Origin of the sequence: Pseudomonas sp. 65/3-MNA-CIBAN-0223 (assembly GCF_040310425.1) — a bacterium.
GTDB lineage: Bacteria > Pseudomonadota > Gammaproteobacteria > Pseudomonadales > Pseudomonadaceae > Aquipseudomonas > Aquipseudomonas gregormendelii.
In genome coordinates this window covers 56,984-79,139 of record NZ_JBEOPV010000021.1, presented here as the reverse complement: position 1 = coordinate 79,139, position 22,156 = coordinate 56,984, and the positions used below count along the sequence as shown (strand labels likewise).

The window sequence follows — 22,156 nt, the reverse complement described above, 5'->3', positions numbered from 1 at the left end:
CTTTCGGGCTTGCCTAACAGGATTTATGCTCCCCTTGTCACCCAGCTTGCTAACTACCCTCGCCGCCGCCTGCCTCTATGCCGCTGCGACCATATATCAGGGCACTCGCCTGGCGTCCGGCGCCAAGGCGAACAAACGCCTGCTGGTCACGCTCGGCGTACTGGCCGTACTGGCCCACAGCGCCAGCCTGCTGACCCACCTGTTGACGCCGATCGGCCTGGGCCTGGATTTCTTCAGCGCCGCCAGCCTGATTGCTGCAGCGGTCATTGCCCTGACCCTGCTGGCCTGCTCGCGCATCCCGGTGGAGAACCTGCTGATCCTGCTGTTCCCGCTGGGCGCCGCCACGGTGCTGCTCGCGCAATTCGCCCCCGCCGGCACCGTGCAGATCATCGACGAAGCGCCGGGTATCCTGGCGCATATCCTGTTGTCGATCCTGGCGTACGGAATGTTCACCATCGCGGTGTTCCAGGCGTTGCTGCTGCTGGTCCAGGACCATCAGCTCAAGCACAAGCACCCCTCCGGCCTGATCAAGAACTTCCCGCCACTGCAAACCATGGAAAGCCTGCTGTTCGGCTTCCTCTGGGCCGGCTGGACGCTGCTGTCGCTGTCGCTGATTTCCGGCTGGCTGTTCGTCGAGAACCTGTTTGCCCAGCACCTGGTGCACAAGACCCTGCTGGCCTGCCTGGCCTGGATCGTGTTCAGCGTGCTGCTGTGGGGCCGCAATCGCCTCGGCTGGCGCGGACACAAGGCCATCCGCTGGACCCTGGCCGGCTTCTGCCTGCTGATGCTGGCCTACTTCGGCAGCAAGCTGGTTCGTGAATACATTCTGCACATCTGACGGGCGGCAATAATGGACGACTTGCCCATAGGGCCGATGCTCGCAGTGATCGCCCTGCTGATTTTGTGGTCGGGGCTGTTCACCGCCATTGAAGTCGCGCAGCAACACCTGCTGGCCCAGCGCACCGCTTCGCGCTCGAGCGACAAGCCCGTGGCCAGGCTGAGCTTCGCACTCAACAGCCTGATCCTTTGTAATACCCTGTGCCGCGCGCTGGTGATGGTGATCAGCACCCTGCTGGCGATCTTCACCTGGGCCGAGAATGGCCCTTGGGCAGCGTGCCTCGGCGCGGGCGCGATCCTGCTGGTGTTCGCCGAATACCTGCCGCGGACCCTCGCCGTGCGTTATCCAGATGCCGTCCTGAGCCTGGGCAACACCTTGCTCGGCGTGCCATTGAAAATCGTCTACCCATTCGCCTGGCTGCTCAATGGCCTCAGCCAATTGCTGATGCGCCCATTCGCCCGCAAAGTCAAAGTGGTGCAGCAGAGCGAAGACGAGTCCACCACGGATCGGCACGAAGACCAGGAACACCCGTCCTGCCGCCCGCACGTGCTGGCGGGCATCCATGCGCTGGATAACATCACGGTCAACGACATCCTGGTGCCACGCAGCGATGTCGACGGGATCAACCTCGACGACGATCTCCAGGAGATCATCGAGCAGCTGCGCAACAACCGGCGCACACGCCTGCCGGTGTTCCACAGCGATATCAACCAGGTTGAAGCGGTGCTCAATACCCGGCAGATCCGCCATCTGCTGGCCGATGCCAGCCTGACGATCGAAGCGCTGCTGGCGGCCTGTCACGAGCCCTATTTCGTGCCGGAGAGCACGCCGCTGCAGCTGCAACTGCTGAACTTCCACAAGCAACAGCGACGCTTGGGCATGGTGGTGGACGAATACGGCGAAGTGCTCGGCATCGTCACCCTGGAAGACATCCTCGAAGAAATCGTTGGCGAGTTTGAAAGCCAGCACAGCCTGGACAACCCCCACGTTCATCCACAGCCTGATGGCCGACTGATGATCGAAGGCGCCGCGTCGATTCGTGAGCTGAACAAGAGCCTGGGCTGGCACCTGCCCAGCGACGGGCCGAAGACGCTCAACGGCTTGGTAACCGAAGCCCTGGAGACCATTCCGGAGAGCTCGGTATGCCTGAAGATCGGCCGTTATCGGCTGGAGATTCTCGAGACCGAGGATAACCGCGTGACCCAGGTGCTGGTCTGGCACACCAGCTCGGTGCCTGCGGTCGTGGCCGTGCGCTAGATAACCAAAAAGATCGTCCGAAGGCTCGGGCCGCGATCGGACGATCTTTTTGCCTCTTGTTGAATCGTTAGCCACCTTCCTATAATCGAGCCGCTTACCCAAGCGCCGCCCCACCCCAGTGCTACCCGCACTCCGCGTTAAACCCACATCCCTGGGTGTTCAACCATAATAATTCGCTCCACTGGGGCACATGACTGTCAGGGATAAACGCATGACAACCAGCACGACTTACAGCGAAACCACGCCAGCACAACCCACCAACTCCGCCACCCGGGTGGCCACGGCGAGCTTTATCGGCACCGCCATCGAGTTCTACGACTTCTATGTCTATGCCACCGCTGCGGCGCTGGTGATCGGTCCGGTATTTTTCCCCCAGACCTCCGGCACTGCGCAAATGCTGTCGGCCTTCCTGACCTTCGGCATCGCCTTCCTGGCGAGGCCCCTGGGTTCGGCGCTGTTCGGCCATTTCGGCGACCGCATCGGGCGCAAATCGACCCTGGTGGCCTCGCTATTGCTGATGGGCGTGTGCACCACGCTGATCGGCGTACTCCCGGGCTACGCCAGCATCGGCGCCTGGGCGCCCATCCTGCTCTGCGTCCTGCGCTTCGGCCAGGGCCTGGGGCTTGGCGGCGAATGGGGCGGCGCAGCACTGCTGGCGACGGAAAATGCGCCCAAAGGCAAACGAGCCTGGTTCGGCATGTTTCCCCAACTGGGGCCTTCGATCGGTTTCCTCGCTGCCAACGGCCTGTTCCTGACCCTGGCGATGACCCTGAGCGACGAGCAGTTCCGCTCGTGGGGCTGGCGGATTCCCTTCCTGCTGAGTGCGGCACTGGTCATGGTGGGCCTGTATGTACGCCTCAAACTCCACGAAACCCCGGTGTTTGCCAATGCCATGGCGCGCCAGGAACGGGTGAAAATCCCCCTGGTGGAGCTGTTCAGCCAGTACTGGGCGCCGATGTTGCTGGGTGCCGGTTCGATGGTGGTCTGCTACGCGCTGTTCTACATCTCGACCGTGTTTTCGCTGAGCTATGGCGTATCGACACTGGGCTACACCCGCGAAACCTTCCTTGCCCTGCTGTGCTTCGCCGTACTGTTCATGGCAGCCGCGACGCCGCTCTCTGCCTTGGCCAGCGACCGCTACGGGCGTAAACCGGTGTTGATTGTCGGCGGCGTGCTGGCGATTTTGTCGGGGTTTCTGATGGAACCGCTGCTGACCCAGGGTTCGACCTGGGGCGTTGCGCTGTTCCTGTGCATCGAGCTGTTTCTGATGGGCGTGACTTTTGCGCCGATGGGGGCGCTGTTGCCCGAGCTGTTTCCGACCCATGTGCGCTACACCGGCGCGTCGGCGGCCTACAACCTGGGCGGCATCGTCGGAGCCTCGGCGGCGCCGTTCTTCGCGCAGAAGCTGGTGGCGATGGGCGGGCTGAGTTATGTCGGGGGGTATGTGTCGGGGGCGGCGGTGTTAAGCCTGATTGCGGTGCTGTGCTTGAAGGAAACGCGGGATAACGATTTGAATCGGGTGGCCTGATAGACCGCCATCGCGAGCAAGCTCGCTCCCACAGGATTTCGGGTTGTCCACAAATTGTGTGTACGACCCCAATCCCATGTAGGAGCGGGCTTGCCCGCGAATGCCGCGCCTCGGTTTAGAGCTCTACTACGACGGCCTGGGAAGCACGGGTAGCCTTCGCCCGAGCCGCTTCAATCGACTCATCCCGCGCCAGCGCCACGCCCATGCGGCGCTGGCCGTTGACCTCAGGCTTGCCGAACAACCGCAACGCCGTATCCGGCTCGCTCAGCGCAGCGCCAAGATTGGCGAACGCCGTCTGGGTCGACTGCCCTTCCACCAGGATCACCGCCGAAGCCGAAGGCCCGAACTGACGGATCAACGGGATCGGCAGGCCAAGAATGGCCCGGGCGTGCAGCGCGAACTGCGACAGGTCCTGGGAAATCAGAGTCACAAGGCCCGTGTCGTGTGGACGCGGCGACACTTCGCTGAACCACACCTGGTCGCCCTTGATGAACAACTCGACGCCAAACAGGCCGCGGCCACCCAAGGCTTCGGTCACGGCTTTGGCGACACGCTCGGACTCCGCCAACGCGATCGGGCTCATGACCTGTGGCTGCCAGGACTCCTGGTAATCGCCCTTCTCCTGGCGATGCCCCACCGGAGCACAGAACGTGGTGCCGCCGATGTGGCGCACGGTGAGCAAGGTGATTTCGTAGTCGAAATCGATGAAGCCCTCGACGATCACTCGCCCCTTGCCGGCACGGCCGCCTTCTTGCGCGTAGTCCCACGCGGTCTTCACGTCATCGACGCTGCGCAGCAGGCTTTGGCCCTTGCCTGACGAGCTCATCACTGGCTTGACCACACACGGGAAGCCGAGGTCTTCGACCGCCTTGCTGTAATCCTCGAAAGTGTCGGCGAAGTGGTACGGCGAAGTGGGCAGGTCCAGCTCTTCAGCTGCCAGGCGGCGAATGCCTTCGCGGTTCATGGTCAGCTGCGCGGCACGCGCGGTAGGGATCACGGTGAAACCTTCGGCTTCCAGTTCGACCAGGGTGGCGGTCGCGATGGCTTCGATTTCCGGCACGATGAAGTGCGGTTTTTCTGCTTCGATGACCGCACGCAGGGCGGCACCGTCGAGCATATTGATCACGTGGCTGCGATGCGCCACTTGCATGGCCGGTGCGTTGGCATAACGGTCCACGGCGATCACTTCAACGCCCAGGCGTTGCAGCTCGATCACCACTTCCTTGCCCAACTCGCCACAGCCACACAGCAATACGCGGGTCGCGGTCGGCGACAATGGAGTTCCGATACGGGTCATCTCAAGTCCTCAAAGAAGCGGATCATCGAGGGAGGCAGCGCCTGGCGCGCTTCCCATGGGGAGAAAGCGCGGCATTTTACATGAACCTGCGGTTTTGGCTTCAGCTGGCGACAGCCTGTTTGCGCAGGCGCCAGGCCATGATCAACCAGACGGCCGTCACGCCCGCGAACTTCGAGGCCATGGCGGTGAGGATCACGGCTGGGGTGAACGCGTCGATCATGCCAAAGAAGATGAACGTATCAAGGGGGATGCTCAGCGCCGAACTTATCCACAGGCGATCGTGCAGCGGGCGCCTGGTGATGCTGAACACCAGCCAGTCAATGCACTCGGAGACCGCGAACGCCGTGGCACTGGCGAGAGCGATGGATGGATCGGAGGTGACATAGGACAACACCAGCGCGGCCAGCATGGCGATGATTGCGCCGTGCCCAAAGCGCGTTTGCACCATGTCGCGCAGCACGAATACCAGGCCACCCCAGGCCGACCAGATGATGTCCAGGTGCGGGGCGGTGGAAAAGGCGTAATTGATCAGCACGACGCTGCTGATGTAGGCGATCAAAAAAAGCATGGGACGAAAAGACACCTGTAGGAGCGAGCTTGCTCGCGAAGGACGTTAACGATTACGCGTAAAATCAGGTACCCCGCAGCGCCCTCAGGTTTTCGCGAGCAAGCTCGCTCCTACAAGGGGCGCGATGAATGTCCGGAGTTACTTGCCAAGCATCCACACCAGCCCGCTGGACTTCGCCCTTTCATGGCAAAGCCCCAAAACCTTGCGCCGCTCGTCATTATCCATCCGGCTCCAGCGCGTGATCTCCTCGACCGTGCGCTGGCAACCGGTGCAGAGGTCATCGTCATCCAGCGCACAGACATTCACGCACGGTGAGCGAACCGGTGGTTCTGCAGTGGTCATTCTTCCTGCTCAGCCAGGTCGCGGGCATAGCGCTGGGCGTTGTGCACGTAATGAGCAGCGCTGGCCTCGAGCATTTTCTTTTGCTGTTCGGTCAACTCGCGCACCACTTTTCCCGGCGAGCCCATCACCAGGGAGCCATCGGGAATTTCCTTGCCCTCGCCGATCAGCGAATTGGCACCGATGATGCAGTTTTTACCGATTTTCGCGCCGTTGAGAATCACCGCATTAATGCCGATCAAACTGTAATCCCCGACCGTGCAGCCATGCAGCATGGCATTGTGGCCAATAGTCACGCCGGTACCGATGGTCAACGGGTAGCCCATGTCGGTGTGCATCACCGTACCGTCCTGGACGTTGCTGTTCTTGCCGATCAGGATCAATTCATTGTCGCCACGCAGCACCGCGTTGAACCAGACGTTGGCGCCCTCTTCCAGTTTGACCTTGCCCACCAGCACGGCGTTGGGGGCTACCCAGCTCTGCGGGTGGGTTTCGACTCGGGCGTCGCCCAGGCGGTATTTCATCTTGTTGTCCTCAGGGCCAGGCCGGCTCGGGTATTGCCATACGAATGATGGCTTCAGGTATTGATAAAGCTTTTGGGCGGCTGGTGCAGGCTGATTTTCGCGTCATACAGCAGGTTGATCAACTCGACGATCATGATCGCCGTCAGGCCCCATATCTTGTACTCGCCGTAACGATAGCTCGGCACATACCAGCTGCGGCCCTGATAATCGATGCGGTGGGTGTGTTCGCGCGGATCCTCGCGAAAAAACTCCAGCGGTACACTGAACACTGCCGCGATCTCGGCATCGTTGGCCCGATACTCGACAAAATCCGGTATCACCCCGACATAAGGCGTGACCTTGATGCCATGCAGCGAGATCAGCGGGCTCAGAGGCCCGATCACCTCGACCAGCCCGGGCGGCAGGCCAATCTCTTCATCGGCTTCGCGCAGGGCGGTGAAAATCAGGTCCGGGTCTTCAGGGTCGCGGCGGCCTCCGGGAAACGCCACTTCGCCGCCATGGGTCGAGAGCCCGCTGGCGCGCAGGGTCAGAACCAGTTCCGGTTCGTCACTGCGGGTGATGGGCACCAATACGGCGGCCTCGGGAAAACGTTTGTCGGTTTCCAGGGTTCGCGGCGTGTGGTTGCTTACCCGATGCAGTAGCTCGTCCAGCATGAGTGATCTCGATCTGTGCCTTACCCTGCATCATGCACCAATCACACCGACCGCCCAAGCCCCGAACGGCCGTCTGTCGCGAAACGACAACTTGCCGACCGACACCGCCGCACGCCAAGATAGGCACAGCATTCAGGAACCCAAGCATGAAATTTTGCAGCCAGTGCGGCAACCCGGTGACACAACGCATTCCCGAGGGCGATTCGCGCCTGCGGTTTGTCTGTGACAGCTGTCACACCATCCACTACCAGAACCCCAACATCGTCGCCGGCTGCGTGGCCACCTGGGGCTCGAAGGTATTGTTGTGCCGACGGGCCATCGAGCCGCGACTGGGCTACTGGACCCTGCCCGCCGGGTTCATGGAGAACGGCGAGACCATCGAACAGGCCGCCATTCGCGAAACCGCCGAAGAAGCCTGTGCCAGGGTCCGCGACCTCTGCATCTATACACTGATCGACGTGCCGCACATCAGCCAGGTGCATGTGTTCTACCGCGCCGAACTGGTGGACCTGGATTTCGCAGCAGGGATAGAAAGCCTCGAAGTCCAGCTTTTTGAAGAAGCGGACATCCCTTGGTCCGACCTGGCTTTCCGCACGGTGGGGCGTACTTTAGAATACTTCTTCGCTGACCGGCGGTCGGAGGTCTACCCCGTGCGGTCGGAATCGATTCCGCCGTTGGCCCAGCCGGTTATTGTTTGATTCGGAATGTGAAATTTTTTGCAAAAGCAAAAGATCGTCCGCCTGCGGCTCAAGCCTGAGGCAACACCTACAATTAGATAGTCGCAACACCTCTTAGGGATATCGTTTTAATGCGCTGGTTGCTTGCCCTGTTCTGCCTGTCGTTCATTGCCGTGTCCCAGGCTTCCACCGTGGTGACCCTGGATGGCAAACCGATCGAAAAAGTGTTGGTGCTTAAATCCGCTCATCAATTGCAATTGATTGCCGACGGCCAGGCGCTGCGAACCTACCGCATTTCCCTGGGCAAGCAACCCAAGGGCGCCAAGCTGATGGAAGGCGACAAGCGCACCCCGGAAGGCTTCTACTGGGTGGACTGGCGCAAGGTCAGCGACCGCTTTAACCTGGCCATGCACATCTCCTACCCGAATGCGGCCGACTCTGCGCGCTCGCTGCGCGAAGGCGTACCAGCGGGGGGCATGATCATGATCCACGGCACGCCCGATTCCTACGACTACCCGGAGAACCTGTTTCATACCCTGGACTGGACCGACGGCTGCATCGCCATGCGCAATATGGACATGCGAGAAGTGTGGGGCCTGGTGCCGGATGGAACGATGATCGAGATTCGTCCGTAACGGCCCATTGCAACCCGGACCTGGAGACTGCAAAGCACGCCAGTTCGATTGCGCGGTGTTTAAACCGCCAGCAATCATTAGGACAATCAGGGCTGATCCAAGCAATTAAATCTCGCTAAAGGCTTGCCCAAGAGTATTTCTCTCAATTTTTTTCGACCGCTTGCCAACCTTCACCCTCGCGGTTAGGGTTGAAGGCATGAAAACCTCTCACACCCTCATTCAGCTTCGCCAGCACCGCAGTCTGTGCCTTGTCAGTGCACGACTGCCGGGCTGAACCGCGGTGCCTCGTCCTACGCTTCATCCCCAGAACTTTTGATCCACCGGCAGGCCGCCTTTTTTCGGCCCCTACAACAAGGATTTCCCGATGAGCATGCTCAAAGACCCGTCTTCGAAGTACCGCGCGTTTCCGACCATCGACATCCCGGACCGCACCTGGCCGTCGAAGACCATCACCGCGGCGCCGATCTGGTGCAGCTCGGACCTGCGCGACGGTAACCAGTCGCTGATCGAGCCTATGGACGCGGTTAAAAAGCTGCGCTTCTGGAAAACCCTGGTGCAGGTCGGCGTGAAAGAAATCGAAGCCTCCTTCCCGGCCGCTTCGCAAACCGACTTCGACTTCGTGCGCACCTTGATCGAAGGCAACCACATCCCGGACGACACCACCATCCAGGTGTTGACCCAGGGCCGTGAAGACCTGATCGAGCGCACCTTCGAATCTTTGCGCGGGGCGAAAAAAGCCATCGTTCACCTGTACAACGCGACTTCGCCGTCTTTCCGTCGCATCGTGTTCAACCAGGACAAGGACGGCATCAAGGAAATCGCCGTCAGCGCGGCCAAGCTGTTCGTTAAATACGCCGCCCAGCAGCCGGACACCGAGTGGACCTTCGAATACTCGCCGGAAACCTTCAGCGCCACTGAGCTGGAGTTTGCCAAGGACGTCTGTGACGCCGTGATCGAGGTCTGGAACCCGACGCCCGAGCACAAGATGATCCTCAACTTGCCGGCCACCGTCGAATGCGCCACCCCGAACATCTATGCCGACCAGATCGAATGGTTCGGCCGTCACATCAACCGTCGTGACAGCGTGATCATCAGCCTGCACACCCACAACGACCGCGGCACCGGCGTTGCCGCTACCGAACTGGGCCTGATGGCCGGCGCGGATCGCGTCGAAGGCTGCCTGTTCGGCAATGGCGAGCGCACCGGTAACGTCGACCTCGTGACCGTGGCACTGAACCTCTACACCCAGGGCATACACCCTGAGCTCGACTTCTCGGACATCGACGGCGTGCGCAAGGTCGTCGAGGAATGCAACCAGATCCAGGTGCACCCGCGTCACCCGTACGTCGGCGATCTGGTCCACACCGCGTTCTCCGGCTCGCACCAGGACGCTATCCGCAAGGGCTTTGCCCAGCAGAAACAAGGCACCCTGTGGGAAGTGCCGTACTTGCCGATCGATCCGGCCGACATTGGTCGCAGCTATGAGGCGGTGATCCGCGTCAACAGCCAGTCGGGCAAAGGCGGTATCGCCTACCTGCTGGAACAGGAATACGACATCAGCTTGCCGCGTCGCATGCAGATCGAGTTCAGCCAGGTTGTCCAGGCCGAAACCGACCGCGTTGGCCTGGAGATGACCGCACCACAGATCTACGCCTTGCTGCAGCGTGAATACCTGCAAGCCAACACCCCTTATGCGCTGGTCAGCCATCGCCTGCAGGAAGAGAACGGCAACAGCTCGGTGGAAGTCGAAGTGTCGAGCAAAGGCCAGGGTGAAAACAACCTGCGCTGGAACGGCAAGGGCAACGGCGCCCTGGAAGCCCTGGTGGCCGGCTTGCCGATTCCGGTGGAAATCATGGACTACAACGAACACGCGATCGGCGCGGGCACCCATGCCAAGGCAGCGGCCTACATCGAACTGCGAGTCAATGGTGAGCGTGCTGTGCACGGTGTGGGTATCGACGAGAACATCACCACCGCCAGCTTCAAGGCCCTGTTCAGCGCGCTGAACCGCTCGCTGAGCCAGCCGGAAGCGAAAGCGGCGTAAGGCTTTGGCTGTAATGCAAAAGGCCCCTGGGTGAGAACCTGGGGGCCTTTTTGTTTGTGCTGTTTGAAGATCAAGAGATCGCAGCCTTCGGCAGCTCCTACCTTGCAATGCGGTCCCCTGTAGGACCTGCCGAAGGCTGCGATCTTTTCGGGCCTATCCTGCCCTGGAATGCGGTCCCCCGTAGGAGCTGCCGAAGGCTGCGATCTTTTCCGGTCTCAGGTGAACTCGAACGTATCCGCATCCAGATTCGCTGGAAACCGCGTGCGGTACGCCGCAAGCTCCGCCGCATCCAGCACCACCTGAAACACTCCATCGGCCTCCCCCGCGCCCAGCAACGTCTCACCCTGGAAATCCAGCACCTGGCTGTCCCCGGTGTAGGCAAAGCCTTTGCCATCGGTGCCCACGCGATTCACCGCCGCGACATAACACAGGTTTTCAATCGCCCGCGCCGGCAGCAAGCGGTTCCAGTGCTGGCGCCGTGCACCAGGCCAGTTTGCGGTGTACAGCAACAGGTCGGTGTCCTGCGCGTCACGGCTCCAGACCGGGAATCGCAGGTCGTAACAAATCAGCGGCCGCACCCGCCAGCCTTTCAATTCGAACTGCACCTGGCGCTCGCCCGGGGTGTAGTGGTTGTGCTCACCCGCCATGCGAAACAGATGGCGCTTGTCGTAGTGCAGTACCTCGCCGTCCGGGCGCGCCCATAACAGGCGATTGCGATGGCTGCCATCACTGGCTTGCACGATGACACTGCCGGTAATCACCGCGTCGAACTTCGCCGCCTGCAGCCGCAACCATTTGCTGGTGGGGCCGTTCTCCGGCTCGGCCAGGGTCTGGGATTCCATGGAGAAACCGGTGGTGAACATTTCCGGCAGGATGATCAGGTCGGCGCCCCGCGCCTGCTCCAGCAATTGCTCGAAGTGCTCCAGGTTGGCCTGGCGATCATGCCAGGCGAGCGTGGTCTGGATCAACGCGATGGTCAGGTTCGGCAAGGCACTCAGATCACGCATAGTTTTTCCGCTGCTTCACGCAGGGTCTCCTCGCGTTTGGCGAAGCACAGGCGTATCAGGCGCTGGCCTGCAGGCGGGCTCTGGTAGAACACCGAGATCGGGATACTGGCCACGCCGTGTTCGCGAGTCATCCAAAGCGCCATGTCGACGTCATTGAGGTCCGGGCGAATCTGCGAATAGTCGACCAGCTGGAAATAAGTGCCCGCGACCCGTTTGAAGCTCAAGCGCGAGGGCGCCAGCAAATCGCAGAACAGGTCGCGCTTGGCCTGATAGAACGCCGGCAGCTCCTCGACATGCTCAGGGTGCTCGGCCATGAAGTCGGCCAGGGCAAACTGCAGCGGAGTGACGCCGCAAAAGCTGACGTACTGGTGAACCTTGCGCATTTCCGCGGTGAGGGCCGGTGGAGCGACCACGTAGCCGGTTTTCCAACCGGTGACGTGATAGGTCTTGCCGAAGGAGCTGATCACGAAGGCGCGCGGGTACAGCTCTTCATGCGCCAGCACGCTGACATGGGGCACGCCGTCGAACACCAGGTGCTCGTAGACCTCGTCGCTGATCAGGTAGATATCACGATCACGGATCAATTGAGCCAGTTGATCCAGCTCGGCGCGACTGATCAGTGCGCCGCTCGGATTGTGCGGGGTGTTGAGCACGATCATCCGCGTACGCGGCGTAATGGCTTGAGCGAGTTTCTGGAAGTCGATGGCGAAATCATCCAGGCCCAGCTGCACGTGCACACAACGACCGCCGGCCAGCTCGACCGACGGTCCATAACTGTCGTAGCACGGGTCGAATACGATGACTTCGTCGCCGCTGTTGATAACCGCCTGGATCGCGCAGAAGATCGCCTGGGTGGCGCCCGGGGTAATCGTCACCTCATTGTCGGCATCGACGTTGATACCGTAGCTGCGCGCGATCTTGGTGGCGACCTGCTGGCGCAAGGCCGGCAGGCCGGTCATTGGCGAATACTGGTTGTGGCCCTGGGCGATGTGCCGGCCTACCGCGTCGCACAGCGCCTGCGGGGCATCGAAATCGGGAAAACCCTGGGACAGGTTCAACGCGCCGGTTTGCGCCGCGAGCTGCGACATCTGAGTGAAGATAGTGATGCCGACATTCGGCAGCTTACTGGTGATCATCGGTGGTTCCCTGCTCTGCACCCGGCTCTAACGGCGGCGCGGGAGAGCCCGAGGATAGCCCATACGGCGCCCATAAAAAAAGGGCGCCCTGGCGAGCACCCTCTTTATCGCCGAACCCTGTAGGAGCTGCCGCAGGCTGCGATCTTTTGATCTTATCTTCAAAGCAAAATCAAAAGATCGCAGGCTTCGCCAGCTCCTACAGAAGCGGTTGAGCATTCCCACGCGATGGTGGTAATGGCCATCTCAATCAGCGCTTGTCGCGGCGCTTCTTGTCGGCCTTCTTGTGGTGCGACATCATCCGGCGTTTCTTGTTGACCTGGCGGTCAGTGAGCGAGTTCTTGTTACCTTCGTACGGGTTCTCGCCGCCTTTGAACTCGATGCGGATCGGCGTACCGACCAGCTTCAGGACACGGCGATAAGTGTTTTCCAGGTAACGAACGTAAGACTTCGGCACCTTTTCGATCTGATTACCGTGGATCACGATGATCGGCGGGTTGGCACCACCCAAGTGGGCATAGCGCAGCTTGATCCGGCGGTTGTTGACCATCGGTGGCGCGTGTTCGCCGACCGCATCTTCCAGGATCTGGGTGAGGCGGTTGGTCGGCCAGCGGGTAACCGCGGACTTGAACGAGTTCTGTACGGAAGCGTAGAGGTTACCCACGCCGGTGCCGTGCAGCGCCGAGATGAAGTGGATGTCGGCGTAGTCAACGAAGAACAGTCGACGTTGCAGCTCGATCTTCACGAAGTCGCGCTCGCTCGGCGTCATGCCGTCCCACTTGTTGATCGCGATAACCAGCGCACGACCCGACTCGATGGCAAAGCCCAGCAGGTTCAGGTCGTGATCTACCACGCCTTCGCGGGCGTCCATGACGAAGATCACCACGTTGGCGTCTTTGATCGCCTGCAGGGTTTTCACCACGGAGAATTTTTCAACTTCTTCGTGGATCTTGCCGCGCTTGCGCACACCCGCGGTGTCAATCAGCGTGTACTTCTCGTCGTTGCGCTCGAACGGGATGTAGATACTGTCGCGAGTGGTACCCGGCTGGTCATAGACGATTACCCGGTCTTCACCGAGCATGCGGTTGACCAGGGTCGACTTGCCGACGTTTGGACGGCCGATGATAGCGATCTTGATCCCGTCTTTTTCGCTTGGGCCAGGAATGCGCTTGGCTTCCTCACCTTCGGCAACGATCTCTTCTTCGCCGTCTTCCGGCTCTTCCTCGTCTCTCGGGAAGTCGCTGAGGGCGATTTCCAGCATCTGGGTGATGCCACGACCATGGGCGCCAGCGATCGGGATCGCGTGACCCATGCCCAACGGGGCGAATTCGGCGCGGGCCATTTCCGGGTCGATGTTGTCGACCTTGTTGGCAACCACGTAGGAGCGCTTGTTACGTTTGCGCAAATGCTCGGCGATCATCTGGTCGGCGGCGGTGAAACCGGCCTTGGCATCTACCAGGAACAACACCACATCCGCTTCTTCAATGGCCAGCAGCGACTGCTCGGCCATTTTTTCGTCCATACCGTGCTCGTCACCGGAGATACCGCCGGTGTCGACCAGAATGTAGGAACGCCCTTGCCATTTGGCCTCACCGTATTGGCGATCACGGGTCAGACCGGACAAGTCGCCGACGATGGCGTCACGAGTCCTGGTCAGGCGGTTGAACAAGGTGGACTTGCCGACATTGGGTCGGCCCACCAGGGCGATTACGGGAACCATGCGGCTCTCCACTTCGTTATTTCAGAAAATACAAAAGCCGCTGCTAGGCAGCGGCTGGTGCTCGGGGCAATCACTGCGTGCTTTCCTGTAGGAGCGAGCCTGCTCGCGAAAAACGCCAAGACACTGCGTTTACCCAAGAAGCCAACGTTATCGTTGACGTCCTTCGCGAGCGAGCTCGCTCCTACAGTTTGCGAACGGTGAAGCCGCTTGGGGGTTAAACCCCAAGCATAGTTCTTACTTGATGGTCAGGGCTTCCAGTTTGCCGCTGTTGCCATACACATAAATCATGTCACCCACCACCAGCGGTCGGGCACGCAGGCCGTCGCTGTCGATGCGCTCGCGGCCGACGAAGCGACCGTCCACCTGGCTCAGCAGGTGCAGGTAGCCTTCGAGGTCGCCGACAGCCACGTAGCTGGAGAACACTTCCGGAGCCGACAGTTGACGACGAGCCAGCGAATCGTTGGTCCACAAGGCTGTGGTGGTACGTTCGTCGACGCCTTCAACGGTGCCCGACGACAGGCTCACGTAGACGCTGCCAAAACCCTGGGCGACACCGGCATAGCTGGAAGCATCACGCTGCCAGAGCTGACGACCGCTTTCCAGGTCCAGTGCCGCAACGCGACCCTGGTAGCTGGCCACGTACAGCGTACCGCCGGACAGCAGCAAGCCGCCGTCGATGTCGACCACACGCTCCAGCTCCGAACGACCCTGTGGAATGGCAACGCGTTGTTCCCAGACCGGCACGCCGTTGGAGATGTCCAAAGCCACCACTTTACCGGTCGACAGGCCAGCCACCGCGAGGCGGTTGGTCACGATCGGAGCACTGGTACCGCGAAGGGTCAGGACCGCCGGAGTGCTGTCATACAACCAGCGCTGGTTGCCGGTGGCAGCATCCAGGCCGATCAGACGATCATCCTGAGTCTGAACCACCACCACATCACCATTGCTGGCAGGCGGTGCGAGGACTTCGCTGGACACGCGAGCGCGCCATTTCTCTTCACCGCTGCTGGCATCCAGGGCAACGATTTCGCCCTTGAGCGTACCGATCATGACCAACCCGTAACCCACGCCAACGGCGCCGGAAACTGGCAGCTCAAGATCTTTTTCCCATTTGACGTCGCCATTGCTGCGATCCATCGACATCACCACACCGGTGACGTCGGCGGCATAGATGGTGTCGCCATCGATCGCCGGGACCAGCATGTTATAGGTTTCGCCCTGACCGTCACCGATCGAACGACTCCACTGCTTCTGCAGAACCACTTCTTCTTTGAAGTCGGTCAACTCGGCCGGTGGCAATTCCTTTTTGCTGTTGCTGCTGCAACCCGCGGCCAAAATGGCCAGGGCCAGCAATGCTGCATGTTTCCAACGGATCACGTCACGCATCCCCTTTGGCCAGGTCGTCCAGCTTGATTTGTAGGCCACCTACTGCCGCTTCGTCCGACAGTGCCGCCTTGGCTTTTTGATACGCCGTGTTTGCTTCATCGGTACGACCCAGTTTCACCAGCAGGTCGCCCTTGAGCTCTTCGCGGGTGGCCAGGAATGCAGTGTCAGCGTCGCCTTCGAGCAGTTTCAGGGCTTCATCAGCCTTGTCCTGCGCGCCCAGAACCTGCGCCAGGCGCTGACGGGCGATTTCGCCCAGTGCCGGGTTGGCCGGTTTGGCAATGATCGCCTTGAGTTCAGTGGCTGCGTCATCCAGCTTGCCGCTGTCGACTGCGACCTTGGCCACGAACAGGCTGCCGTACTGCGCGTACGCGGTGCCGCCGAACTCGCTGTTGAGCTTGCCGGCCAGGTCCGAAACACGCGCGGCATCAGGCTTGCCGTCAGGGGTCAGCGTGGTTTCGAGCAATTGCTGATAGAGAATCGAGGCACTTTGTGCCTGATTGCCCTGATACTTCTGAAAGGCCTGCCAGCCGAACACGATGACCAGCGCCAACAGGCCGCCAGTAACCAGGGGCTTGCCGTTGCGTGTCCACCAATCCTTCAAATCCGCCAGGTTTTCGTCTTCGGTACTCGACACCCCAATACTCCTTAATCGCTAAATCGGCTGTTTATGACAGCTTCAACCCTGCACGACGCAGGTGGCCAGGTGTGCAGCAAGCGCATCCCAGGCAATGCTTTGTTGTTCGCCCTGGCCACGCAGGGGTTTGAAACCTACCACTTGCTGGGCCATTTCGTCGTCGCCGAGGATCAGCGCATACAACGCACCGCTCTTGTCGGCCTTCTTGAACTGGCTTTTGAAGCTACCGGCGCCGGCATTGACTTGCAGGCGCAGGTTAGGCAATTGATCACGCACTCGCTCGGCCAGGGTCAGCCCGGCCAATTCGGCGGCTTCGCCGAACGCGCAGAGGTAGACGTCGACCTGACGGGAAATCTCGGCCGGGATCTGCTCCAGGGTTTCCAACAGCAGCACCAGGCGCTCGATGCCCATGGCGAAACCCACGCCGGCAGTCGGCTTGCCGCCCATCTGCTCGACCAGGCCATCGTAACGACCACCGGCACACACGGTGCCTTGGGCGCCGAGCTTGTCGGTGACCCATTCGAAAACGGTCTTGCTGTAGTAATCCAGCCCGCGAACCAGCTTCGGGTTGATCACATAAGGAATACCGGCAGCATCCAGGCGAGCCTTGAGGCCCTCGAAGTGCACGCGGGACTCCTCGTCGAGGTAGTCGGCCATTTTCGGCGCATCGACCAGCACGGCTTGAGTGTCGGCGTTCTTGGTGTCCAGCACGCGCAACGGGTTGGTCTTCAGACGGCGTTGGCTGTCTTCGTCCAGCTGGTCCAGGCGCGCCGACAGATACTCGACCAGCGCCTCGCGGTAACGACCACGAGACTCGGCGGTGCCCAGGCTATTGAGTTCAAGCTTGACCGCGTCACGAATCCCCAGCTCGCCCCACAGGCGCCAGGTCAGCACGATCAGCTCGGCGTCGATGTCCGGCCCGTCGAGGTTGAACACTTCGACACCGATCTGGTGGAACTGGCGATAACGGCCTTTCTGCGGGCGCTCGTGGCGGAACATCGGGCCGATGTACCAGAGTTTCTGCACCTGGCCACCACCGGTGATACCGTGCTCCAGCACCGCACGCACGCAGGCCGCCGTACCTTCGGGGCGCAGGGTCAGGGAGTCGCCGTTGCGGTCGTCGAAGGTGTACATCTCTTTTTCGACGATGTCGGTCACTTCGCCGATGGAACGCTTGAACAGCTCGGTGAATTCGACGATCGGCATGCGGATCTGCTTGTAACCGTAGTTATCCAGCAGGCGCGAGACGGTGCCTTCGAAATGACGCCACAGGGGAGTCTGTTCGGGCAGGATGTCGTTCATGCCACGTATGGCTTGCAGAGACTTGCTCACTATAAATCCTTAAATTCGTTCGGCTCTTCAGTCGGCTCAGCCGCGCGCGATAACCGCTGCGTCAGCTTCGACCTTCTCGGCCGCTTTCTGGCGGATCAAGCGTTCAAGCTCATCCACCAGATTGTCATTCGTCAGTTTCTGCGACGGCTTGCCGTCGATGTAAATCAGGTTCGGTGTACCGCCGGTCAAGCCGATATGGGCTTCCTTGGCTTCACCGGGGCCGTTGACCACACAACCGATCACCGCGACATCCAGCGGCACCAGCAGGTCTTCAAGGCGCCCTTCCAGCTCGTTCATGGTCTTGACCACGTCGAAGTTCTGCCGCGAGCAGCTCGGGCAGGCGATGAAGTTGATGCCCCGTGAACGCAAGTGCAGGGATTTGAGAATGTCGTAACCGACTTTCACTTCCTCGACCGGATCAGCCGCCAACGAGATGCGAATAGTATCGCCAATCCCTTCGGCGAGCAGCATACCGAGGCCCACGGCGGATTTCACCGTGCCTGAACGCAAACCACCGGCTTCGGTGATGCCCAGGTGCAACGGCTGGACGATTTCCTTGGCCAGCAAACGGTAGGCTTCGACGGCCATGAACACGTCGGAGGCCTTCACGCTGACCTTGAAGTCCTGGAAATTCAGGCGCTCCAGGTGCTCGACGTGGCGCAGGGCGGATTCGACCAGCGCAGCCGGCGTTGGCTCGCCGTACTTTTTCTGCAGGTCTTTTTCCAGGGAACCGGCGTTGACCCCGATGCGAATCGGAATCCCGCGATCACGGGCGGCATCGACCACCGCACGTACGCGGTCTTCGCGACCGATGTTGCCAGGATTGATGCGCAGGCAGTCAACACCCAGCTCAGCGACACGCAAAGCGATTTTGTAGTCGAAGTGGATGTCGGCAACCAGCGGCACCTTGACCAGCTGCTTGATCTTGCCGAACGCCTCGGCAGCGTCCATGTCCGGTACGGAAATGCGCACGATGTCGACGCCCGCCGCTTCCAGACGATTGATCTGGGCCACGGTGGCCTTGACGTCGTTGGTATCGCTGTTGGTCATGCTCTGCACAGCGATAGGGGCATCGCCGCCCACGGGCACATTACCGACCCAGATCTTGCGCGATTCGCGACGTTTGATTGGAGATTCGCCGTGCATGACTTATTGACCCAACTTCAGGCGAGCAGTCTCGCCACTGGTGAACGGAGCGACATCAACCACCTGCCCGTTATAGCTGACCTGCGCGCCACGGGCGTAGCCCAGACGCACGGCAAAGGGTGGCTTGCCGCTGACGGAAACATTTTCGCCTTTACGCTTGAGACCACTCAACAGCACCTTGCCGGTGCCATCGGAAACTTGTGTCCAGCAATCGGCGGTGAATTGCAATGAAACCTGGCCTTGGCCGGCCACTGCCGTAGTCGGTGCAACGGCAGCAACACTTGGCGCAACCGGCGCAGTCACCACCGGCGCTGGCACGGCAGGAACGGCAGGAGCAGGAGTCGCCGGGGTCGCAGCGGCCGGCGCAGTATTTGGCACAGGCACGGACGGTGAGGTCTGTGTAGTCGGTGCAGCGCCTGGGGCAATCGCTTCATCTTGCGCCGCAGTGTTGGTCTGCGGCAGTGCCAGCGAGGTTGCGCCCTCGGCCTGACCTTCCACGACGGCCTGGTCTTCCGGCTCGTCCAGCGGATGGATCTGCGTGGTGCCATCGGCACCTTCGACTTCGACGTGCTCCGGGCTCAAGGTGGTCAGGTCCTTGGCACGCTGGGAGGTTTGATCCTGCCACCAGAAGAAACCACCGCCGATCACGGCAACCAGCAGCAACAGGCTGACGATTCGCAAAATGGTGTGGGAAACCCGCACCGGCTCTTCGATACGGCCCAGGCTGTGCACATTGCTGCCCTGGGAATCGGTGCCGGTGGATTGGTCGAATTGCTGGACGAGGGCGGTCTGGTCCATGCCGAGCAACTTGGCATAGGCACGGATATAACCACGCGCAAAGGTATGCCCCGGCAGCTTGTCGAATGCGCCGGCCTCAAGATTGGTCAGGGAGTTGACGGTGAGGTTGAGCTTGAGCGCCACTTCAGCCAGCGACCAGCCATTGCTTTCGCGGGCCTGGCGCAAGGTTTCACCGGGGTTAACGCGATTCGCTGCTACAACTTCGGGATGCGCCGCTTTCATCATTGCTCCGACAGGTATTGCTGATATTCCGGCGTACCGGGATAGAGTCGTTTTAGTTGCAGGCCATAACTGGCAGCCTTGTCGCGATCTTCAAACACTTTTGCCAGACGAATGCCGAGCAATAGACTACGTGCATTTTGTTCGGTGAGCAGGCTAAAACGATCGTAATAGTCACGCGCGGGCACATAATGCCTGTCTTCGTACGACAACTCAGCCATTTCCAGCAAAGCGCGTGGCTGTTGACGATTCAAGCGCAGGGCTTTTTCCAGTTGCTGCAGCGCCAGGTCACGCTCTCCAAGCTTCGCAGCGGTCATGCCCAGGTTCTCGAACACTCGCGAGCGCTCAGGATACAGGGAGTCGGAAGCGGCCTGTTCGAAGCGTTCGTAGGCTTCCTTGTAACGCTTCTCTTCGTAGAGAAAACTGCCGTAGTTGTTCAGGATTCGCGCGTCGTTGGGGCGCGAAGACAGTGCCTTGCGAAAATGCTCGTCGGCCAGTTCCGGCTCCATCTCGGCCTGGAACACCAGGCCCAGTGCAGCATTGGCGTCAGGATCCGAACTGTTCAGGTCCAGGGCCTTCTTCAACGGCACCTTCGCGCGCTCCGTCATGCCCTGCTGCAGATACCCCAGCCCCAGCTGTACATAGGCAGCACGCGCTTCGTCGCGGCCCTTGCTGGTCTTCATCGGGTTGTAGTCACCCGACAGGACACAACCAGCACACAGGCTGGCCATCAGCAATAGCAGCGCAAAGCGCAGGGACATAGAGATCCTCTCTTACTTTATTTCGCGGCGTTCTGTGCGATATCGTTTTCGGCGCTCAACTCGCGCACGGCGATATAACGTTCGCTGCGACGGGTGCGATCCAGCACCTGCCCTACCAATTGGCCACACGCGGCATCGATGTCTTCACCGCGGGTGGTGCGTACGGTGACATTGAAGCCGGCATGGTGAAGCTGATCCTGAAAACGGCGAATCGCATTGTTGCTCGGGCGTTCGTAGCCGGAATGCGGGAACGGGTTGAACGGAATCAGGTTGATCTTGCACGGGATATTCTTGAGCAGCTCGATCATCTCGACCGCGTGCTCGACCTTGTCGTTGATGTCCTTGAGCAAGGTGTACTCGATGGTCAGCACGCGCTTTTCGCCCAGGGACGACATGTAGCGCTGGCACGACTCAAGCAGCATCTTAAGTGGATACTTCTTGTTGATCGGCACCAATTGATTACGCAATGCGTCATTGGGTGCGTGCAGGGACAACGCCAGGGACACGTCGATGTGCTTGGACAGCTCATCGATCATCGGCACCACGCCCGAAGTGGACAGGGTCACGCGGCGCTTGGAGATCCCGTAGCCCAGGTCATCCATCATCAGATGCATGGCGGCCACGACGTTGTCGAAGTTCAGCAGCGGCTCACCCATGCCCATCATCACCACGTTGGTGATGGCACGGTCGGCGGTCGCCGGGATGCTGCCAAACGATTTATTGGCAATCCACACCTGGCCGATGACTTCGGCGGCGGTGAGGTTGCTGTTGAAACCTTGCTTGCCGGTGGAGCAGAAGCTGCAATCCAGGGCACAGCCTGCCTGGGACGAAACGCACAGAGTGCCGCGCTTGCCCTGGGGAATGTAGACGGTCTCGACGCAGCTGCCGGACGCCACGCGCACGACCCATTTACGGGTACCGTCGGTGGAAATGTCCTCGCTGACGACTTCAGGACCGCGAACTTCGGCAATAACCTTGAGCTTGTCGCGCAAGGCCTTGCTGACGTTCGTCATGGCGTCGAAATCATCGACGCCAAGGTGGTGAATCCATTTCATTACCTGACCGGCACGGAAACGCTTCTCCCCGATCGAGTCGAAGAATTTTTCCATTTCCTGTTGAGTCAGACCCAGCAGGTTGGTTTTTACAGTCGATGTAGTCATGGATTCACCTTCACTCTTAAGCCAATGCTTAGCGAGTGGTTACTTCAGTAGCTGCGAAGAAGTACGAGATTTCGCGAGCAGCAGCGGCTTCGGAGTCCGAACCGTGTACAGCGTTGGCGTCGATCGAATCAGCGAAGTCAGCACGGATGGTGCCGGCAGCAGCTTCTTTAGGGTTGGTAGCGCCCATCAGCTCACGGTTCAGAGCGATAGCGTTTTCGCCTTCCAGAACCTGGACAACAACCGGGCCGGAGATCATGAAAGCAACCAGGTCGCCGAAGAAACCACGAGCGCTGTGCTCAGCGTAGAAGCCTTCAGCTTCGGCTTTGGACAGTTGCTTCAGTTTCGAAGCTACAACGCGCAGGCCGGCTTTTTCGAAACGAGTGGTGATCTCGCCGATGACGTTTTTTGCAACAGCGTCAGGCTTGATGATGGAGAAAGTACGTTGAACAGCCATGGTGTAACTCCAGAAACGATAATTTGTGAAAAATTAAACCCGCGAA

Annotated in this window: 22 protein-coding genes; 6 read left to right on the top strand and 16 right to left on the bottom strand. The window is 60.3% G+C overall.

Annotation, left to right across the window (positions count from 1 at the left end; genetic code table 11):
• Positions 1-25: 25 nt before the first annotated feature.
• The 3 genes from AAEZ09_RS22605 to AAEZ09_RS22595 all read left to right on the top strand — a co-directional run bounded on the left by AAEZ09_RS22605 (position 26) and on the right by AAEZ09_RS22595 (position 3,623).
• Positions 26-838, top strand: coding sequence for a cytochrome C assembly family protein (locus tag AAEZ09_RS22605; RefSeq protein ID WP_045059143.1), 813 nt, complete (start codon positions 26-28; stop codon positions 836-838).
• Positions 839-850: 12 nt separating this feature from the next.
• A complete protein-coding gene (locus tag AAEZ09_RS22600) occupies positions 851-2,095 on the top strand; it encodes an HlyC/CorC family transporter (RefSeq protein WP_350600822.1) in 1,245 nt (414 codons plus the stop codon).
• A 211-nt stretch (positions 2,096-2,306) separates the two neighbouring features.
• Positions 2,307-3,623, top strand: a complete 1,317-nt coding sequence (locus AAEZ09_RS22595; RefSeq protein ID WP_122837638.1) for an MFS transporter — start codon at positions 2,307-2,309, stop codon at positions 3,621-3,623.
• A gap of 115 nt (positions 3,624-3,738) precedes the next feature.
• Here AAEZ09_RS22595 and purT read toward each other — a convergent pair whose 3' ends face one another.
• The 5 genes from purT to AAEZ09_RS22570 form a co-directional block, all read right to left on the bottom strand.
• Entirely contained in the window at positions 3,739-4,920 is a 1,182-nt protein-coding gene (gene purT / locus AAEZ09_RS22590; protein WP_350600821.1) for a formate-dependent phosphoribosylglycinamide formyltransferase, read from the bottom strand.
• A gap of 100 nt (positions 4,921-5,020) precedes the next feature.
• Positions 5,021-5,488 carry a VUT family protein gene (locus AAEZ09_RS22585; protein ID WP_045057738.1) on the bottom strand — a complete coding sequence of 156 codons (468 nt, stop codon included), beginning with the start codon at positions 5,486-5,488 and terminating at the stop codon, positions 5,021-5,023.
• 138 nt (positions 5,489-5,626) lie between these two features.
• A complete protein-coding gene (locus tag AAEZ09_RS22580) occupies positions 5,627-5,830 on the bottom strand; it encodes a DUF1289 domain-containing protein (protein ID WP_205893960.1) in 204 nt (67 codons plus the stop codon).
• A complete protein-coding gene (locus AAEZ09_RS22575; protein WP_075946640.1) occupies positions 5,827-6,351 on the bottom strand; it encodes a gamma carbonic anhydrase family protein in 525 nt (174 codons plus the stop codon). Before AAEZ09_RS22575 ends, AAEZ09_RS22580 begins: the two co-directional genes overlap by 4 nt.
• A gap of 53 nt (positions 6,352-6,404) precedes the next feature.
• Positions 6,405-7,004: a CoA pyrophosphatase gene (locus AAEZ09_RS22570; RefSeq protein WP_045057735.1), complete on the bottom strand. Its 600-nt coding sequence runs from the start codon at positions 7,002-7,004 to the stop codon at positions 6,405-6,407.
• Positions 7,005-7,150: 146 nt separating this feature from the next.
• Here AAEZ09_RS22570 and AAEZ09_RS22565 point away from each other — a divergent pair, with 146 nt between their 5' ends.
• The 3 genes from AAEZ09_RS22565 to leuA all read left to right on the top strand — a co-directional run bounded on the left by AAEZ09_RS22565 (position 7,151) and on the right by leuA (position 10,360).
• Positions 7,151-7,702 (top strand): NUDIX hydrolase, encoded by a 552-nt coding sequence (locus AAEZ09_RS22565; RefSeq protein WP_045057734.1) that lies wholly within the window; start codon positions 7,151-7,153, stop codon positions 7,700-7,702.
• A 110-nt stretch (positions 7,703-7,812) separates the two neighbouring features.
• Positions 7,813-8,316, top strand: a complete 504-nt coding sequence (locus AAEZ09_RS22560) for a L,D-transpeptidase family protein (protein WP_350600820.1) — start codon at positions 7,813-7,815, stop codon at positions 8,314-8,316.
• Positions 8,317-8,680: 364 nt separating this feature from the next.
• Positions 8,681-10,360, top strand: a complete 1,680-nt coding sequence (gene leuA / locus AAEZ09_RS22555) for a 2-isopropylmalate synthase (RefSeq protein ID WP_350600819.1) — start codon at positions 8,681-8,683, stop codon at positions 10,358-10,360.
• Between the two features lie 215 nt (positions 10,361-10,575).
• Here leuA and AAEZ09_RS22550 read toward each other — a convergent pair whose 3' ends face one another.
• The 11 genes from AAEZ09_RS22550 to ndk all read right to left on the bottom strand — a co-directional run bounded on the left by AAEZ09_RS22550 (position 10,576) and on the right by ndk (position 22,110).
• Positions 10,576-11,367, bottom strand: a complete 792-nt coding sequence (locus AAEZ09_RS22550; protein ID WP_045057731.1) for an amidohydrolase — start codon at positions 11,365-11,367, stop codon at positions 10,576-10,578.
• A complete protein-coding gene (locus AAEZ09_RS22545; RefSeq protein ID WP_350600818.1) occupies positions 11,355-12,503 on the bottom strand; it encodes a pyridoxal phosphate-dependent aminotransferase in 1,149 nt (382 codons plus the stop codon). Before AAEZ09_RS22545 ends, AAEZ09_RS22550 begins: the two co-directional genes overlap by 13 nt.
• Before the next feature lie 247 nt (positions 12,504-12,750).
• A complete protein-coding gene (gene der, locus AAEZ09_RS22540; protein WP_045057729.1) occupies positions 12,751-14,220 on the bottom strand; it encodes a ribosome biogenesis GTPase Der in 1,470 nt (489 codons plus the stop codon).
• Positions 14,221-14,454: 234 nt separating this feature from the next.
• The gene (gene bamB / locus AAEZ09_RS22535) at positions 14,455-15,606 is read right to left on the bottom strand and encodes an outer membrane protein assembly factor BamB (RefSeq protein ID WP_045057728.1); all 1,152 of its coding nucleotides are present in this window, start codon (positions 15,604-15,606) and stop codon (positions 14,455-14,457) included.
• Positions 15,599-16,240, bottom strand: a complete 642-nt coding sequence (locus tag AAEZ09_RS22530; RefSeq protein WP_045057727.1) for a tetratricopeptide repeat protein — start codon at positions 16,238-16,240, stop codon at positions 15,599-15,601. Before AAEZ09_RS22530 ends, bamB begins: the two co-directional genes overlap by 8 nt.
• A gap of 42 nt (positions 16,241-16,282) precedes the next feature.
• A complete protein-coding gene (gene hisS, locus AAEZ09_RS22525) occupies positions 16,283-17,572 on the bottom strand; it encodes a histidine--tRNA ligase (RefSeq protein ID WP_045057726.1) in 1,290 nt (429 codons plus the stop codon).
• 36 nt (positions 17,573-17,608) lie between these two features.
• A complete protein-coding gene (gene ispG, locus AAEZ09_RS22520) occupies positions 17,609-18,718 on the bottom strand; it encodes a flavodoxin-dependent (E)-4-hydroxy-3-methylbut-2-enyl-diphosphate synthase (protein ID WP_350600817.1) in 1,110 nt (369 codons plus the stop codon).
• A 3-nt stretch (positions 18,719-18,721) separates the two neighbouring features.
• On the bottom strand, positions 18,722-19,738 hold the full coding sequence (locus tag AAEZ09_RS22515) for a RodZ domain-containing protein (RefSeq protein ID WP_045057724.1): 1,017 nt from the start codon (positions 19,736-19,738) through the stop codon (positions 18,722-18,724).
• Positions 19,738-20,496: a type IV pilus biogenesis/stability protein PilW gene (gene pilW, locus AAEZ09_RS22510; protein WP_045057723.1), complete on the bottom strand. Its 759-nt coding sequence runs from the start codon at positions 20,494-20,496 to the stop codon at positions 19,738-19,740. Before pilW ends, AAEZ09_RS22515 begins: the two co-directional genes overlap by 1 nt.
• 17 nt (positions 20,497-20,513) lie before the next feature.
• Entirely contained in the window at positions 20,514-21,656 is a 1,143-nt protein-coding gene (gene rlmN, locus AAEZ09_RS22505; RefSeq protein WP_045057722.1) for a dual-specificity RNA methyltransferase RlmN, read from the bottom strand.
• Between the two features lie 28 nt (positions 21,657-21,684).
• Positions 21,685-22,110, bottom strand: a complete 426-nt coding sequence (gene ndk, locus AAEZ09_RS22500; protein WP_007916882.1) for a nucleoside-diphosphate kinase — start codon at positions 22,108-22,110, stop codon at positions 21,685-21,687.
• Between the last annotated feature and the right edge of the window lie 46 nt (positions 22,111-22,156).